This is a genomic window from Paenibacillus sp. 276b, assembly GCF_900107875.1.
Classification (GTDB): Bacteria; Bacillota; Bacilli; order Paenibacillales; family Paenibacillaceae; genus Paenibacillus; species Paenibacillus marchantiae.
Genome location: NZ_FNRR01000011.1, coordinates 121093 through 136841, shown reverse-complemented (window position 1 = coordinate 136841; position 15749 = coordinate 121093). Strand labels below are relative to the sequence as shown.

General features: G+C 46.6%; 15 protein-coding genes. 5 read left to right on the top strand and 10 right to left on the bottom strand.

Features of this window, described 5'->3' with window-relative positions; translation table 11 throughout:
* Positions 1-8 precede the first annotated feature (8 nt).
* The 3 genes from BLV50_RS30745 (at position 9) to BLV50_RS30735 (ending at position 3927) form a co-directional block, all read left to right on the top strand.
* Positions 9-1160, top strand: coding sequence for a hypothetical protein (locus tag BLV50_RS30745; protein WP_090811855.1), 1152 nt, complete (start codon positions 9-11; stop codon positions 1158-1160).
* 119 nt (positions 1161-1279) lie between these two features.
* Positions 1280-2701: an MBOAT family O-acyltransferase gene (locus tag BLV50_RS30740; protein WP_090811853.1), complete on the top strand. Its 1422-nt coding sequence runs from the start codon at positions 1280-1282 to the stop codon at positions 2699-2701.
* A 14-nt stretch (positions 2702-2715) separates the two neighbouring features.
* Complete coding sequence (locus tag BLV50_RS30735) at positions 2716-3927, top strand: alginate O-acetyltransferase AlgX-related protein (protein WP_090811851.1); 1212 nt, start codon at positions 2716-2718, stop codon at positions 3925-3927.
* Between the two features lie 103 nt (positions 3928-4030).
* Here the strand turns inward: BLV50_RS30735 and BLV50_RS30730 are convergent, their stop codons facing one another.
* The 3 genes from BLV50_RS30730 to BLV50_RS30720 all read right to left on the bottom strand — a co-directional run bounded on the left by BLV50_RS30730 (position 4031) and on the right by BLV50_RS30720 (position 6179).
* A complete protein-coding gene (locus BLV50_RS30730) occupies positions 4031-4477 on the bottom strand; it encodes a hypothetical protein (protein ID WP_090811849.1) in 447 nt (148 codons plus the stop codon).
* Positions 4474-4923 carry a hypothetical protein gene (locus tag BLV50_RS30725; protein ID WP_072735650.1) on the bottom strand — a complete coding sequence of 150 codons (450 nt, stop codon included), beginning with the start codon at positions 4921-4923 and terminating at the stop codon, positions 4474-4476. The genes BLV50_RS30730 and BLV50_RS30725 overlap by 4 nt, the downstream gene beginning before the upstream one ends.
* Before the next feature lie 107 nt (positions 4924-5030).
* A complete protein-coding gene (locus tag BLV50_RS30720) occupies positions 5031-6179 on the bottom strand; it encodes an effector binding domain-containing protein (RefSeq protein ID WP_090811848.1) in 1149 nt (382 codons plus the stop codon).
* 195 nt (positions 6180-6374) lie between these two features.
* On the opposite strand from BLV50_RS30720, the gene BLV50_RS30715 reads away from it, so the two are divergent.
* Positions 6375-6938, top strand: a complete 564-nt coding sequence (locus BLV50_RS30715; protein ID WP_143806609.1) for a hypothetical protein — start codon at positions 6375-6377, stop codon at positions 6936-6938.
* Positions 6939-7065: 127 nt separating this feature from the next.
* Positions 7066-7278 carry a DUF6366 family protein gene (locus tag BLV50_RS30710; RefSeq protein ID WP_090811847.1) on the top strand — a complete coding sequence of 71 codons (213 nt, stop codon included), beginning with the start codon at positions 7066-7068 and terminating at the stop codon, positions 7276-7278.
* Between the two features lie 105 nt (positions 7279-7383).
* Here the strand turns inward: BLV50_RS30710 and BLV50_RS30705 are convergent, their stop codons facing one another.
* From BLV50_RS30705 to BLV50_RS30675, 7 genes are all read right to left on the bottom strand, one after another.
* Positions 7384-7887: an MgtC/SapB family protein gene (locus BLV50_RS30705; RefSeq protein WP_079697238.1), complete on the bottom strand. Its 504-nt coding sequence runs from the start codon at positions 7885-7887 to the stop codon at positions 7384-7386.
* Between the two features lie 33 nt (positions 7888-7920).
* The gene (locus BLV50_RS30700; protein ID WP_063567160.1) at positions 7921-8952 is read right to left on the bottom strand and encodes a LacI family DNA-binding transcriptional regulator; all 1032 of its coding nucleotides are present in this window, start codon (positions 8950-8952) and stop codon (positions 7921-7923) included.
* An 87-nt stretch (positions 8953-9039) separates the two neighbouring features.
* On the bottom strand, positions 9040-10086 hold the full coding sequence (locus tag BLV50_RS30695) for an ABC transporter ATP-binding protein (RefSeq protein WP_063567159.1): 1047 nt from the start codon (positions 10084-10086) through the stop codon (positions 9040-9042).
* Complete coding sequence (locus tag BLV50_RS30690; RefSeq protein WP_063567158.1) at positions 10086-11126, bottom strand: ABC transporter ATP-binding protein; 1041 nt, start codon at positions 11124-11126, stop codon at positions 10086-10088. The genes BLV50_RS30695 and BLV50_RS30690 overlap by 1 nt, the downstream gene beginning before the upstream one ends.
* 32 nt (positions 11127-11158) lie before the next feature.
* Positions 11159-12304, bottom strand: coding sequence for an ABC transporter permease (locus BLV50_RS30685; protein ID WP_063567157.1), 1146 nt, complete (start codon positions 12302-12304; stop codon positions 11159-11161).
* 2 nt (positions 12305-12306) lie between these two features.
* Positions 12307-13305, bottom strand: a complete 999-nt coding sequence (locus BLV50_RS30680; RefSeq protein WP_063567156.1) for an ABC transporter permease — start codon at positions 13303-13305, stop codon at positions 12307-12309.
* A gap of 96 nt (positions 13306-13401) precedes the next feature.
* On the bottom strand, positions 13402-15348 hold the full coding sequence (locus tag BLV50_RS30675) for an ABC transporter substrate-binding protein (protein WP_240321532.1): 1947 nt from the start codon (positions 15346-15348) through the stop codon (positions 13402-13404).
* Positions 15349-15749 lie beyond the last annotated feature (401 nt).

Sequence of the window (15749 nt, the reverse complement as noted above, 5' to 3'; positions counted from 1 at the left end):
AAGAAAGCATGATCAAGAAGTGGAAACAACTGACACTTGTCGCCAGTCTTGTTGTGTTGTGGAACGTATATCCCATTCAGGCTGTTCAGGCAGAGCAGCTTAAGGTGAGTGGGAATACACTCCATGAATGGAACAACGGAGCCAAGGTAGACGCCAGCCTTGATAACAAAGGCAGTATCCAGATTAAGACCTCCACGCTGGGGCTCAAAAAAGGATACTATTCGGCCTACGTCTATGAGCTGCTGAATCGAGACTGGTCAAGCTATGGGGCTTTGACCTTCTCCATCCGCAATGAATCGGACCGAAAGCTGCCTCTTAATATCGTACTGACCCGAGCGGATAAAACTTCCCTTACTGTGTCTGATGATCGAAACGTCATCGTAGTCGAGAAATCAACCGGACAGGCTGAACTGGTTCGCCCGGTATCCGGCCTGATTGCATTGGAACCGGGATTTGTCGGACAGATTCGCATCCCCTTTTCCAGCCTAATGGTCCAGGACAAGGCCAGCACGGCAGGTCAGGTGAACTTGGGTAAAGTCATTGGCTGGGGCATTACAACCACAACTCCCGAAAACGCCAAGCTGAGCTTCCGCATCGGCAACATCAAGCCGTTGTCCAAGAAGCAAGCTGTGGTGGAGAATGGGCTCACCACCTTGCAAATGACCGGTGACGAACGTGTGGTGAAGCCTGTAGCCGGGGAATCCATTGCCCAATACGGTGTTGAATCCTCCTCAGAAGAAAAGCCCAATGTAAAATTCCAGCTCGACACCCCCGTGCAGGGAGTATCCATTACACCGGATGGACTGCTAACGCTTCATACCGATGTCGATGCTGAGCAAGCCACCATACGTGCACTTGTGAATGACAAATGGAATCTGACAACGACCGTCATGCTGGATCGCTCTTCGGCCATGAATGTTCAGGAGAAAGACGGAACGCCACGTTCTATTCCTGACCCATCTGAAGTTACCAAGGTACTCAGCCCTGCGGACCCACTGATGAAAACATCGGTGGGATGGTTTATTCGACTCTTGTTAACAGCTGCCGGAATCCATGGACTCGTCCTCTACTGGATGTGGAGAAGACAACGGAATACCCAGGGCGCCAGAAAACGACGTTCCCGGGATGATCGACAAGCACGGCGACCTTTTCGCATGTAAACGACCCTTGCAGACCAACTCGCATCCTGAGATGCGGGTGTCTGTCTGTTTTACTTGAGCATGTTGCATCACAATAGATACAACGTGCTCCCTTATATGATCCTCAAGGAGGAAAGGCAGTGCTCTTTTCCAGTGTAATCTTTCTATTTTATTTTCTGCCGCTTGTGCTGGGGCTGTATTACATACTGAGATTCTCGATTACGGCCAAAAACATGCTGCTGCTGGTTGCCAGCCTGTTCTTCTATGCATGGGGTGAACCGTGGTTTGTCCTCATCATGCTGGCCTCCATCTGTTTCAACTATATCTTCGCCCTGCTTGTGGACAAGTTCAGAGAACGACGGAATGCCGCTTACACCATCATTACGTTGATGCTTATCGTCAATCTGGGTATGCTGTTCGTCTTTAAATACATGGCTTTTGCACTGCGTATTGTGAATGAGAATACAAGCTTTGGCCTAAATATCCCGAATATTGCGTTACCGCTAGGGATCTCGTTCTTCACCTTCCACGGAATTTCCTACGTCATCGATGTGTATCGCGGACATGGTGCTGTGCAAAAAAATCTCTTTTATGTCGCGCTTTATATTTCCTTCTTCCCTCAGCTCGTTGCCGGTCCGATTCTGCGCTATAACACAATTGCCGATCAGATGGTCAACCGTAAGGAAAGTTGGGACAAGTTCGCACTGGGCTGCTGCCGCTTCATTGTCGGTCTGGGGAAAAAGGTGCTGTTATCCAACAGCATGGCGATTGTCGCCGATCACATCTTTAGCATGGGTGGCACCTCAGATATTCCAGCAAGTCTGGCATGGCTTGGAGCCATCGCCTATACGTTGCAGATTTATTTTGATTTCTCAGGATACTCCGATATGGCGATTGGTCTGGCCCTCATGTTCGGGTTCAAGTTCGAAGAGAACTTCAGATATCCGTATATCTCCCGGTCCATCACTGAATTTTGGCGCCGCTGGCATATCTCGCTTGGCACCTGGTTCAAGGAATATGTTTATTTCCCACTCGGGGGATCACGTGTCACCAACAAGGATAAAATGATTCGCAATCTGCTCATCGTCTGGGGATTGACTGGCGTGTGGCATGGTGCGGAGTGGACATTTGTAGTCTGGGGATTGATTAACTTCGCATTCATTGCGCTGGAGAAAATCTCTAACTTTGATAAAGGTACACGCTTCAACCCACTGCGGCATCTCTATGCCATGTTTATTGTGGTCATCGGGTGGGTGATCTTCCGTTCACCGGATCTAATACAAGCTGGCAACTATCTGGGCAACATGTTTGGACTGTACGGTAATGGGTTCTGGAGCGAAACAACCTGGATGTTCCTGAAGGAATACGCGCTCTTCTTCATCCTGGGTATTCTGTTCTGCATGCCGATTGCCACGCGAATGAACAAACTGATGGTTGACGGCGCACGTTTCAGCAAACCATTGGAACTGGTGTACCCGATCACGATCATCGTTTTATTTCTGGTCTGTGTATCGTATCTGGTCAAAGGTACATACAATCCGTTTATTTATTTCAATTTCTGAGAGAAGGCACAAGCATGCACAACTTTTTTGCCAAAAAGAGAATCACGGCTTTCCTCTTCATTCTCGTGCTCGTGACATTCTCTGTCCTAAATATTATTCAATCCTTCGGGCCGATCCAAAAGACACTGGCTTCAGCGGACTTCCATTATTCTGAAGCCAAAGAACTGATTCACGAACTGGATGACGACATTAATGAACATGTCTTCGATAAATTCGGCTTCGTGGAAGCGTATGGATATATGCAGTCACTCATGTGGAAGAACGAGGAGAACAACTTCGAGGTCGTAAAAGATATGGAGGGCAAGCTGCACTATACCTACTTCGCTACAGGGCCGACGGATACGAAAGATCTATCGGATCGGGTTGCTGCGCTGGGAGCACATTTGGACCCCAAAACAAAGCTGACCTATGTGATGACACCAGACAAATACGTACGTGGGTATACGCAGTTCCCGGAAGGCATTCCTTACAATTATAACAACGAAACCGCCGATGGCTTTCTGGCCAATCTCAAGCAGGATGGCATTGATACGGTGGATCTGCGCGAAGGGCTGTTGGAAAGTGGCATTCCGGCAAAGGATCTCTTTTTCACCACGGATCACCACTGGAAAATTAAAATCGCGTTCTGGGGCTTCGGCCAGCTCGTGAATCATCTAGACGGCATGTACGACAAGCCGCTGGACCCGGATCATTATTTCACGGACTTAAATAACTATAATGTGGTTCCGTATCAGGACATTTTCATTGGATCACAGGGTCGAAAAGCCGGGAAATACTTTGCTGGTGACGATGACTTTGACCTGATTTATCCGAAGTTCAAAACGGACTATTCCTTTTACTTCAAAACCGGCGAGACGGAAGCCACATTGAACGGCCGCTTTGAGGATGCTCTGCTTACGACCTATCCGCTGAATGTGCAAGGAGCTACCTATGATCTAACCGCTGACAAGTACTTTACGTACCTGTACGGAAATCAGGGAATCGTTCATGTGGTGAACAAAGACAAACCGAACGGACTCAAGGTACTGTTCATCAAGGACTCTCTCGCAGTGCCGATGATCTCCTTCCTGTCGACTGTCGTGTCTGAGATTTATCTGATTGATCCACGGTATTATACGGGAGACATCATGGATTTCGCTAGCAAAACCGACCTGGATCACGTCTTTGTGTCCATATCGCCGCAGGATCTCGTAGATGAATTTTTCCCTTATGGATCGAAAGATTAACTTGGTGAAGGATCATTCATCTATATAAATTCGAAAGAAATGGTACCCCACAGCCAATGATCTGGCAGACAGGGTACCCTTTTCTTTTTGTAATCCAATAGAATCAGTTTCGTTCACGCTTCGCCTTTTGTTCCTTATAATATTGCAAAACGTCACGCGGGCTGCCTTGAAACGCTCTTTCCTTGCCATATGCATACGCCAGATCCAAATTTGCAAAAGCCTCATCATGCTGCTCTAGCCTCATGCAGACTACACCCAGCTCAATCCACAGCCCGGTATTAATATCCGAACCTCGGGTTTGCAGTGCTAATTCAGCCCACGGCTTCGCCAGTGCGTACTGCTCCAAGTCCATATGTGCATTCACGTGACAGGAAGCGATCCAGCTTGCCATTTCCCAGTCGGTTTTCGGCTCGGGCAACATCCCCCATGCCTGATCATAATAGATCAGAGCTTGCTCATGCTGCTGCGTTTCATCGAGAACATTGCCTGCTTCTACTGTTTCGATAATTTGTCTCTCCAGTTCGGAATGCTCCGGTGTCAGATCCTTCACTCCGTAACCTCCTCCTCCAGTTCGAAATACCATTCCAGAAAGTTATTGAAGCTCGCCCACTGCGGTGTACTTTCACCGCTCAGGAAACGTTCGATCGACTCACCAAGCTCCACCAGAGCCACATCTCCCGTTTGACGGTTATAAAAGAACCCACCCTCGCCCTCAAAGCTGTCCAGCGGGATGTAGGCTTCTGGCAATCCCAACGTGAGTTGAGCCACCGTCATGTCCTCCACATATACGGTGTTTTCCATCATCCAGCAGATCTGATAGATTTCCTGATGTCTGCTGTAAAAGGTCGGACCATCATCAGCATGCAAATAAAAATGTGCAAACTCAGATTCAAGATCAATACCCAGTTTACGTAAAGCTTCTTCATACTCTGCTGGCACATCTTCATGCCACCAGCCCTGATTTTGACAATAATCAATCACTTTATTGGATAACATATTAAGCCTCCTAATGAATCGAACATGCTGCAGCCATGATGAGTAAACCCTCTGGTACTAGTATATTTATCTATATAACGATATAACCAGGCCTGTTATTCGTTAAATCACGACAAAGGTTTAACAGGTATCCATACTTGAGGAGGAAGACCCTGACCTCGGTATACCTCAAGTTCCGGAATTCCCGCGTGCTTGTAAGGGGTCGCTCCATACCATTCGCTCATAATATACTTCCACAACCGCTGTATCGCTTCTGGCGCCAATTCATCGGCTTCGAACACCATCCAGTGGGACGCGGGAATCTCTATTGAAAACAAACCCTCAGGCACTTCCCCGGAGTGTGAGGTTGCGATCCAATATTCCATTTGATCGCTGTGTAATTCCCTCTGATCTATACAAATGCCGACCAAACCGGAGACGGCCCCGTTATTAAACTCGTTTAAACGATCTTCTATTCCGTCCGCCAAAGCTTCCTGCCACATCTTTGGAATCTCTCTCAAATTCTCGCCATCCACACAAGAGAACGTTCTTTTAATGCCTACGAAAGTTAGGGACTGCTGTTCAATCAAGTTATCTTTCACATTCATGGAATGGGCTCCTTTCAAATCAAGTGCAGAACGATATGGAGTGTGGTTACCCATCACCCATTCATGAAATAATTGGTGAGCGCTGCTGGCATCCGGAGCCATGAAGAGATACGTTCCTTCCACCTCTCGGCGGCTCAGCTTGGAATCAAAAAGCTCCCGATCCTCTTCTTCATTCAAAACAATTCGGTACGTCCCATCTTCCTCTCGGAAACCGATCGCGTGCACATTCGTATTTTGTTTATAATATCCCAGCTGCAAAACGGCTGGTTGTTCTTCTGCCATTTCCCCTGTGGAGATCGGATTAGGAAACTCCTCGTCAAATCTCTCTTCTTCCAGCACGATGCCCTTAAAGAAACCATCAACCACTCTGCCCAGACAATCCACCATGAGATTTGCATATTCATAGGGAAACTGTTGGATCTCGTACACATCCCGATCCGAATGATGCCATTGCAGATGCTCCATGATTTTGGAATACGTGAAGCTAACGGCGCTCGCCATTTCCCGATCCAACGGCTGGTCCGCGGTAAGACGGGTCAATTCCACAATACTGTTCACATACTTCCAGAATAACAACTGGTCGATGCGCGCTTCCTCGTGCAACATGTACAAAAAGGTATTCTCCTCCGCACGCGCATTGCGCAGCAGTTCCTGAAGCGATTGTTCCATATACAATATATCCTCCCGGGTTTTACTATAAATACTGTATCAAAAGAGCAAGACGATTGGAAATGGGTTCATGCATAACCAGCCTTAGTTTCCTTATTCTGGTGCAACTTTACCTTCATTCTTTCGTCTAATGATTAACTAACAACGAAGGAGATGACTATGCGAATAAGTTGCAGTCCCGGTTTCCCAGGGAACATGATTGGGTCAATTGATCTTCAACCTACCAAGTTTAATATGGGTGTTTCAAGCAACAGCGAGATTACTCATCACGTTAACGCTGAACTCATTGCCATTCCCTATATGGAAGATCCCGAATTCGGATCATACTTTGATGCGATGAAGATGATGAAGGGAACGTACCAGGAAGAGTTTCACGTAAGTTATGATGTGGAATTTACGATTGATGTGGATAAAAAGGGGTACATCACTCAGTTCGAGCATACCTTTGCACTGAATCGTTACCTTGATCTTGTACGGACACAGTCCTATAAAGTGATTAAGACGAATTGGAAAGCACGTTCCTTCCATGTCATGACCTACAGTTATATGGAGGAAGTGTGTAACCCGAACAACGTAATCTTCAAATGTAACCATGCAGATGATGTTTTCGTTGTAGCCGATCTTGTCCCCTATTCTATTGGTGGTGTTGTGGAACAGCCCCATCATCGCTACCTTCAGCTCCGTGCATTAATCTCGGCGAGAGACGATCTCTACCCGATCGACTATATGTGTGAGCCCAATTTTGATCTTAGCATCTAACCATAAGTCCTACATCATTTGAATACAGCAAAGAGCACAAAGCGTTCCTGACTTATCCGGATCACCTGTGCTCTTTTTGAATATAGGTTCTGTTTACCAAAAAAAATTAAATCTCAGGGGTGGTTACATGGATTTCCGAGAAGATACACGCGAAGAAAAAAGAGAACGTTTGAGACAAGAAGAATTAAAGGGAAACCCCATGGGTACGTTTGGTGATGGCATAAATCGTGCTCAATTTGGAAGCTTCTCAGATTTAGTTGGCGGGTTGGGATGGAAATGCACTGGAATCCTCATTATATTATTGATGATAGGTTATGTAATTTATAAATTAGTGTTCTAGATAAGGATTGGGATAACTATGCATTCTTCGTTATTTGAATAAAATAAGCGTATTCAAAACTTTCTATTGAATACGCTTATTCATTTGCTGAAAATACTCAACCATTTAAGCACTCAAGTCCTTCTTTTCTTCCTTTGCCACCAGCTTCTTGTGCTCCCACTTCTCAATCCAACCCCCAACCCGGATGAAAAAGAAAGCTACCGCCATCGAAAAGGTCACAATTCCGTAGAAACCGGCGCCCGTGCCAATACCGACCCCACCTGCAAATAGGATCATTGCTGCAGATGTCAAACCCTTCACTTCAAATCCTGCCTTCATAATGAGTCCTGCTCCGAGAAAGCCAAGGCCCGAGACGATTTGAGCCGCCAGACGCATCGGATCCATCATCGTTCGGTTATGCAGCTGTCCGTACACTTCAACACTCTCAATGGATACGATTGTAATGAGTGCAGAAGCGACCGTGACAAATGTATATGTCTTTACGCCTGCAGGTTTGTTTTTATGGGTCCGATCGAATCCGATTAACAGCCCAAGCACAGCACTGATCAGAATTCGAACATAATATTCAAAAGGTACAGAATTGCCCATCCAGGATGTAAACGTTATCATATTTAACCTCACGACATCCGAAACTCATTCTTGCTAATTCTTGATCGAGGAACAAGAGTTTCTTTCTATGATTTTGCTAGGCACAATCTTGTTATTCTCGTACGATCCCTCTAGAATACCCAGCTTATGCATAAGCAACCTTACCGACTGAACACCCAGCTCAGATGGTTGCAAATCCATTCCCGTCAAAGAAGGTCTTACTTGGTGCATCATGGACTGATCACCGCAGATGACAAACAATGAGATATCTTCCGGCACACGCAGACCCGCGTCGTTGATGGCATTAAGGGCGCTAAATGCAGTACGATCGTCGTCTGCAATAATGGCCGTAACCCTCCCCATGGGATTCTTCACATTATGAAGTGTCTCATCATAGCCGTATTTAATATACTTGTCTGAATGAATACCCGGTTTATAATGAATCATTCCGGGCTGGATCATCACACCATGCTCCTGCAGCACCTGGACGAACTCTTCCGACCGTTCAATGGAAACCGTCATCTGCTCCCCGGCGTTCAGGAACATAATGTTCCGATGACCCAGTCCGAGCAGATAATCGCAAATATCGCGCATAACCTGTTTATTATCGTTATTGACGGTAGAAACACCCTGAAGTCCCTTGTTAATGATTTTGCCGATCGTAACAAACGGAATGTCATGCTGATACAGCAGATTGATCCGGTCATCCTCTTCTGTAGGTCCCAGCACAATGGCCCCGTCAATAGGATAGCTCGCAAGTGAAGGTGTCTTCACCTCTTCGGCAGCAATCATGTCCAGAAGCACCCGATATCCGTAATTGGAAGCTTCCAGAATGACACCATTGATAAACTGATTATGGAACACGCTGAAAAAGAATTTGCCGTGCGGAATCGTAAGCCCGATCGCCATTGTTTTCTTGGTGACCAAGCTTCTTGCAATATGATTCGGCACGTAATTCAATTCCTTCGAGATTTGCAGCACTTTCTCGGTTACCTTTTTGCTCGTTGGCCTTTTCTGGCTGAATACGTTGGATACCGTTCCCTTGGATACACCCGCCAGACGGGCTACATCATCAATCTTTGCCATTAGGAACAACCTCTCCTCAACACTAGTTCGATTTCGTGCTCGCGAGTTCAAAGATGACTGATGGTATCGTCAGGTTCATGTCGTTGGTTAGGATGTCCTGGAGTGCATCTCATCCTCAGTCTCGATTGGAACGCCGCGAAGCTGAAGCTGCTCTGCATAATGACAGGCAGCAAAATGATTATATCCTACTTCACGGAGTTCAGGAACGTGCTGGATGCATTTATCCGTCTTATACGAGCATCGGGGATGAAAATGACAGCCGCTTGGCGGATTGGCCGGATTCGGTACTTCCCCCTCCAGTATAATTCGTTCTTTTTTAAAATCCGGATTCGGTTGGGGCACGGCTGACATTAGCGCCTCCGTATAGGGATGCTGAGGATTCGAGAACAATGATTCCGTTGTCGCCAGTTCCACAATTCTGCCCAGATGCATAACTGCTACCCGGTCGGAAATGTTCTGTACGATGGAAAGATCATGCGAGATGAAGATATATGTGATCTTGAATTGCTCCTGCAAATCTTTGAGCAGGTTGATAATCTGAGCCTGAATCGATACATCCAGCGCAGAGACCGCTTCATCACAGACAATCAGTCTGGGTTGTGTAATCAGCGCACGCGCAATGGCTATCCGCTGCCGCTGTCCTCCCGAAAATGCATGTGGGTAACGTTTCAGGTAACCTACATTCAGACCTGTTTTCTCGGCAATCTCCATCACTTTCGCTTCTACCTCAGCCCTGCTCAGCTTAAAGTTCGCAATCAGCGGTTCGGCGATAATATCGAATACGCTCATCCGGGGGCTGAGTGAGGAATACGGGTCTTGAAAAATCATCTGGATATCCTTGCGATATGCTTTGATCTCTTTGCCCTTCAAGTTTAGGTAATTCACTTCTTTTCCATCTTCCGCATGATAGACTACACTGCCTGAAGAAGCATCCACACCTCTAACGATACAGCGTCCGAGCGTCGTTTTTCCACATCCAGATTCCCCGACAATACTGAGCGTCTCCCCTTCAAGGAGTTCAAATGAAATTTCATTCAAAATATGAATGGGTTTAGGCTTTTTGAACAGGGCTTTTTTGGATTTGACCTGAAAGCTTTTGTTCAGGTTGAGGACTTCAAGAATGGGTTTGGTCATTATGCTTCTCCTTCTCTCTGGTCCGCGTACAAGAAACATCTGACCATATGCTGGTCGGAAATCGCGGTTTTCGGTACAACTTGTTGATTACATACGCCTTCAATTCTGTCCTTGCAGCGATCATAGAATCCGCACATTGGAGGCATGTTAATCGGCATCGGAACGGAACCTTCGATGGAATCCAGCCGTTTGCTTTTATTCCCTCCCAGTCTAGGCATCGATTTAAGTAACCCTTTCGTGTAGGGATGCTTCGGATTGTTGAAGATTTCCCTCATTGGAGCCTGCTCAACAATTCTTCCGAGGTACATCACCGCAACCTCATCACACATCTCGGCGATAATACCCAGATCATGGGTCACCAGCAGAATGGCCATGCCAAACTCCGCCTGCAGGCTTTTCATAAGTTCGAGTACCTGAGCCTGAATGGTCACATCGAGCGCCGTCGTGGGCTCATCCGCAATCAGAATTTCGGGGTTACAGGACAATGCCATGGAGATCATCGCCCGCTGACGCATACCTCCCGAGAATTCATGCGGATATTGATCGAAACGCTTGGCCTGATCGGAAATCCCGACTTTGCTAAGCATCTCTAACGCGATTCTTTTGGCCTCTTTCTTATTCCTCGTCTGATGAATTCGGATCGCTTCCATGATTTGATTCCCGATGGTATACATCGGTGAGAAGGCCGTCATCGGCTCCTGAAAGATCATCGAGATTTTGCGCCCACGGATGGAGCGGATCTGCTTGCCCGTCGGCTTAAGAGACAAAAGATTCAGACCATGGAGAGTCGATTCAGAGTCGGAATTGTAAGTGATTGTTCCACTCGTTTCACATTCCTTGGGATTGATACTGATGATCGATCGACTTGTCAGGCTTTTGCCGCAGCCGGATTCCCCCACAAGCCCAAGGGTTTTGCCTTTGTATATATTGAAGTCGACTCCATCCACGGCATTCATGACGCCATTTTCCATCTGAATCCGAATCTTCAGGTCTTGAACGGACAGTAAAGGTTGCTCCTTCTCAACAGCTTGAGTTGCCATGCTATCCCCTCGCTTGCCTAGTATTTGGACAATTATTTTTTATACGGATCAGCCGCGTCGCGCAAACCATCGCCGATGAAGTTATAGGTCAATACAGTCAGAATGACAAAAGCGAGTGGAATGAGCTTCCATGGATACAGGGCCACATTTTCAATTTTTTGCGCCTCCTGAAGCAGCACACCCCAACTGGTTGCCGGCGAACGAACGCCCAGACCGAGAAAGCTCATAGCCGTCTCACCCAGAATCATGCTCGGAATCGCCAGGGTTGTCGCCACGACTAAATAACTCATGAAGCCTGGCAGCAGATGTTTGACAATAATCTTTGCGTCTCCTACACCAGCGATCTTTGCAGCTATTACATAATCTTCATTCTTCAACGAAATGAACTTGCCTCTGACCACCCGTGCCAGATCCGTCCAGCCAATAAATGCGAAGATGATCACGATGTATAAATACATGGTCACGACCGGAATACGTGGCGGAATTGCAGCGGATAGTGCCATCCACAACGGCAGCGTCGGAAAGGAACGTATGATTTCGATGATGCGCTGTATCATGGAATCAATCCAGCCGCCAAAATAACCGGAGATGCCTCCAATAATCAAACCCAGAATAAAGCTAATGCCTACGCCGACCAGCGGGATGCTTAGTGAGATTTGACTGCCCAGCACGATCCGGGAGAACAGGTCACGCCCCATACCGTCCGTACCCAGCAGGAATATCCGCCCTGGCTCATCTACAGCGAACAAATGCGTCGACATGGGGATCAGACCAAGAAACTTATATTCTTCTCCCTTTACAAAGAACTTGAAGAAATGCTTTTTTTCGGTATCCGGGACAAACATTTTACGCAATGTTTCGGGGTCACGCTCGCTCTTCAATTCATATACAAACGGCTTGATGTGAAACTTGCCGTCCGCATCAACGAATCGAAGTCCCATTGGCGGGGCATTCACATATTTGCTGTCATAGCTTTGCAGCCCATACGGCGCGATAAACTGTGCGAACAGTGCGATGATGTAAAATGCGCCCAGAATGTACATGCTGATCCGGGCCAACTTGTGTTTCTTGAATTTCTGATATATCAGCCGCCACTGCGAGCTGTATACAGTTTCTTTTGGTGCTGATGTAACTGGGACTGCCGGCCTTTGACCTTTAAATAACGGTAGTGGTCTCATCATTAGGATCCTCTGAACTCTGTACGTATTTTGGGATCAAGCCAAGCCAGCAAAATATCGGAAATCAATGTTCCGAGAACCGTCAGCAAAGCCATGATCAATAAAAAGGTTCCAGCAAGATACATGTCCTGACCGAGCAATGCATTATGCATAACTGGCCCTTGAATCGGCAGGTTCAATACGATTGCTGTAATGGTAGCGCCGGTAAAGATGGAGGACAGTGACCAGCCAAAGGTACTCACAATAGGATTCAAGGCTGCACGTGTCGGATACTTGAACAGGATTTGCATCTCTGATAAGCCCTTGGCGCGGGCAGTAATAACATTCGGTTTGTTCAACTCATCGAGCATTTGTCCGCGCATGATACGAATCAGATCCGCAGTACCCGAAAGTCCGATAACAATAACCGGAATCACCATATGCTGCATTAAGTCTTTTACCTTGTCCAGGGACCACGGCGCATTCACGTATTCGTTGGAGAATAAGCCGAGCAATGGATTACCGAACCACTTATAGGAAAAGAACATGAGAATAATGGCTAACAAAAAGTTGGGCGTTGCCATTCCGATAAAGCTCAGGCCGGAGAAGAAATAATCGCCCGCAGAATACTGCTTTACCGCCGTGTAGATCCCAACCGGAATCGCGATTATATAATGGAAAGCCATTGTCACCAGCGAGACGACCAGAGTCAGTCCCATATACTGCTGGATCACCGCCATCACCGGTTTGTTGTAGTTGAATGAGAAACCAAAGTCTCCATGCAGGATTATTTTCTTTACCCAAACGAAGTATTGTTCATAGATTGGCCGATCGAGTCCCAGATTCGCCCGCATGTCATCCATCTCAGCCTGGGTCATGATATCGCCGGAAGCGGACATCTTGGCCGAGTAGGAGGATACGTAATCGCCAGGTGGCAATTGAATAATGTAGAAGACGATAAAGGAGATCACAACAACAACAGGAATGGCCAACAGGATTCGTTTTAAAATGTATTCAAACATCTATTCCTCTCCTCTGCACCGCGTGAATGATACAAAAGGAAACAATAGCAAGGATAAATCCCTTCCTCACTATTGTTTACCTGAATGCTTCACCAGCTATTGCTTGATGAAAAATTGTGCCGGATGGCCTTGACCCAGCGAGCGATACTCATCGGACCAGATAAGATCCGTAGGGATGTTATGAATTTTATTCGAGGCTGTAATCAGCACCGGAGTTGGTCCCGCATATCCGATTACCCACTGATTCTTCTGGTGCAGTTTCACGATCTCATTGCTATACTGATTGATTTCATCCAGTGTCTTGCTTGCTTTCACTTTTTCCCAATACTCAAGGATTTTAGCGACATCCCCTTCAGGTTTGACACCTTCCTTGCCGCCAGATTGACTGTATAAGCCGTAATGGCCGAACCATGGTGTGATCACACGGAGCGGAACCATGGTATCCGGTCGGAAGGCTACGTTGACGACAGAAATATTCTCGGTAGTCATCGGAATCTTGTTGGCATATTTCATATCAAAATGTGTGCCTCCGTCAACCACTTTCAGGTTCGTTCGCAGACCCATATCCTCGTAATATTTCTTAAGCAATTCAAGGAATGGTGCTGTATCAGTCGTGCTCTCAATCACCGTAAGCGTCAACTCGGAACCATCAGGGTTCAGACGGAAGTTGTCTTTATCCCGCTTGTTCAAACCTAACTCGTCAAGAATTTGGTTAGCGCGTTCAGGATCGTATTCCGCCCACTGCTGGGCCCACCCTTCCTGATAGCCCATTACGCCTTCCGGTACAGAAGCTTGAATCGGTTCTCCCAGTCCACTGGTGACAATCTCAGACACCTGGTTACGATCCACCCCAATGGAGAGTGCTTCCCTGAACTTGATGTCCTGGAAGAGTTTGCGGAGATTCGGATCTTCCGTAGTCTGGTTTAACTGTACTCCCGCGCTGGACCAAGCTGGTTGTGTCCAAGGGATGATTCGGTAGTCACCTTTTTTCTCATTCTCTTTCAGTACCGTGAAGTCTTTGGAATCAAAGATCACCAGGTTGTAATCGCCGGCAAGCGTTCCAAGTACCTTTTGGCTCGGATCTTGAATCTTAGTCGCTACAATCCGGTCAATATACGGAAGCTGTTTACCTTCTTTATCTGTTTTCCAGTAGTACGGGTTGCGCTCCATGACAAACTGATCGCCATTAGGATCATTGGTTGGAACCCATGCCCGGAGTGTAGGAATCTGGTAGTGCAGCCAATCCGTATACCCGGTTTCCATCAAGAATACTTTGGGATCTTCATAGCCCCATTGCTTCGTAATCTCCAATGTTTTGGCATCCCCTACGAACTCAGGAAGAATGGTTTTGTGAAAGTGTGCAGGAGCGAAGAACCACTTGTTATCGATGGCCACACGTTCCAGAAAGAGCACACTTGGATATTTGTGAGTTACGGTAAACGTGTAGTCATCCACCTTCTTCACTTCAGCCAACGCTCTGTCCCCGGTAACAGGGTCAACGGAATAATAAGCGTCATAGATCTTTTTACCAAAGGTCTCTTTGGTCAACATATGCTCCCAATAAAAGAGAACATCATCCGCTGTGAAAGGAACACCGTCGGACCATTTCATGCCTTCTCGCAAATGGATGGTGAACATGGTGGAATCATCATTCACTTCATAGCTCTTGGCTACGTTTGGCTCAACCTTGTTTCCTTCCTTGTTGAAACGGAACAGCGCTTCCTCTGTCGGTTGGCCTATCCCCCACTTATCAGGAACACCAGTCCAAGGCATGTTCCAATCCCCACCATATTGCCCGATTTCCTCGACGACCTCTTCAACCATAATGTCTTTGGAAGCTGGCAGGCGCTCAGCCAGGGCAGGCAATTTACCTTCATCGACAAGCTTTGCCAGCATCGGGGCTTCTTTGGCACTGTTGTCCGTAACAACAGGTTCTTTCACTGTTGATTCCTCATTTTCGTTGTTAGACGAAGATGCAGAGCATCCCCCTAGTAATGTCGTGATTAGGACAAGAACAATTAACAAGTTGCTTTTCCTTTTCAAGCTAAACCCCTCCACGTTTGGATTTGCCATTAACTTGCCTGAATATGCTCTGGTTGGCGCTCACCTCCCTAACGAAATAAACCCTTTATGTACAGATGTAGATACAATTAAACCGGTTTAATTTTTATGCAATAGAGGTTCTCAATCGGGAAAACATCTCATAGAATTAAACCGGTTTAATTGACATATAAGAAAATGTAAACGCTTTATTTGTATATAATACATGGATGACTACGTTCAAGCAATAGGGATTTTACAAAAAAATTCTGTTTTTTCAAATTCATTTCAGAAACAGTTCCGAACAGTTCAGATCTGCTCAAACAGCATCCTCACTCACAAATCCAAGTATAGATTCCAATTGTACTAGGATTATTATCCGATCATCAATTTTTGGTAAAATT

Bases quoted from the DNA above. Each gene is read 5' to 3' on its own strand.
- BLV50_RS30715 (WP_143806609.1), top strand. From the start codon at position 6,375: ATGATTGGGTCAATTGATCTTCAACCTACCAAGTTTAATATGGGTGTT.
- BLV50_RS30725 (WP_072735650.1), bottom strand. From the start codon at position 4,923: ATGTTATCCAATAAAGTGATTGATTATTGTCAAAATCAGGGCTGGTGG.
- BLV50_RS30680 (WP_063567156.1), bottom strand. From the start codon at position 13,305: ATGTTTGAATACATTTTAAAACGAATCCTGTTGGCCATTCCTGTTGTT.
- BLV50_RS30705 (WP_079697238.1), bottom strand. From the start codon at position 7,887: ATGATAACGTTTACATCCTGGATGGGCAATTCTGTACCTTTTGAATAT.
- BLV50_RS30685 (WP_063567157.1), bottom strand. From the start codon at position 12,304: ATGAGACCACTACCGTTATTTAAAGGTCAAAGGCCGGCAGTCCCAGTT.
- BLV50_RS30700 (WP_063567160.1), bottom strand. From the start codon at position 8,952: ATGGCAAAGATTGATGATGTAGCCCGTCTGGCGGGTGTATCCAAGGGA.
- BLV50_RS30695 (WP_063567159.1), bottom strand. From the start codon at position 10,086: ATGACCAAACCCATTCTTGAAGTCCTCAACCTGAACAAAAGCTTTCAG.
- BLV50_RS30690 (WP_063567158.1), bottom strand. From the start codon at position 11,126: ATGGCAACTCAAGCTGTTGAGAAGGAGCAACCTTTACTGTCCGTTCAA.
- BLV50_RS30710 (WP_090811847.1), top strand. From the start codon at position 7,066: ATGGATTTCCGAGAAGATACACGCGAAGAAAAAAGAGAACGTTTGAGA.
- BLV50_RS30735 (WP_090811851.1), top strand. From the start codon at position 2,716: ATGCACAACTTTTTTGCCAAAAAGAGAATCACGGCTTTCCTCTTCATT.
- BLV50_RS30720 (WP_090811848.1), bottom strand. From the start codon at position 6,179: ATGGAACAATCGCTTCAGGAACTGCTGCGCAATGCGCGTGCGGAGGAG.
- BLV50_RS30745 (WP_090811855.1), top strand. From the start codon at position 9: ATGATCAAGAAGTGGAAACAACTGACACTTGTCGCCAGTCTTGTTGTG.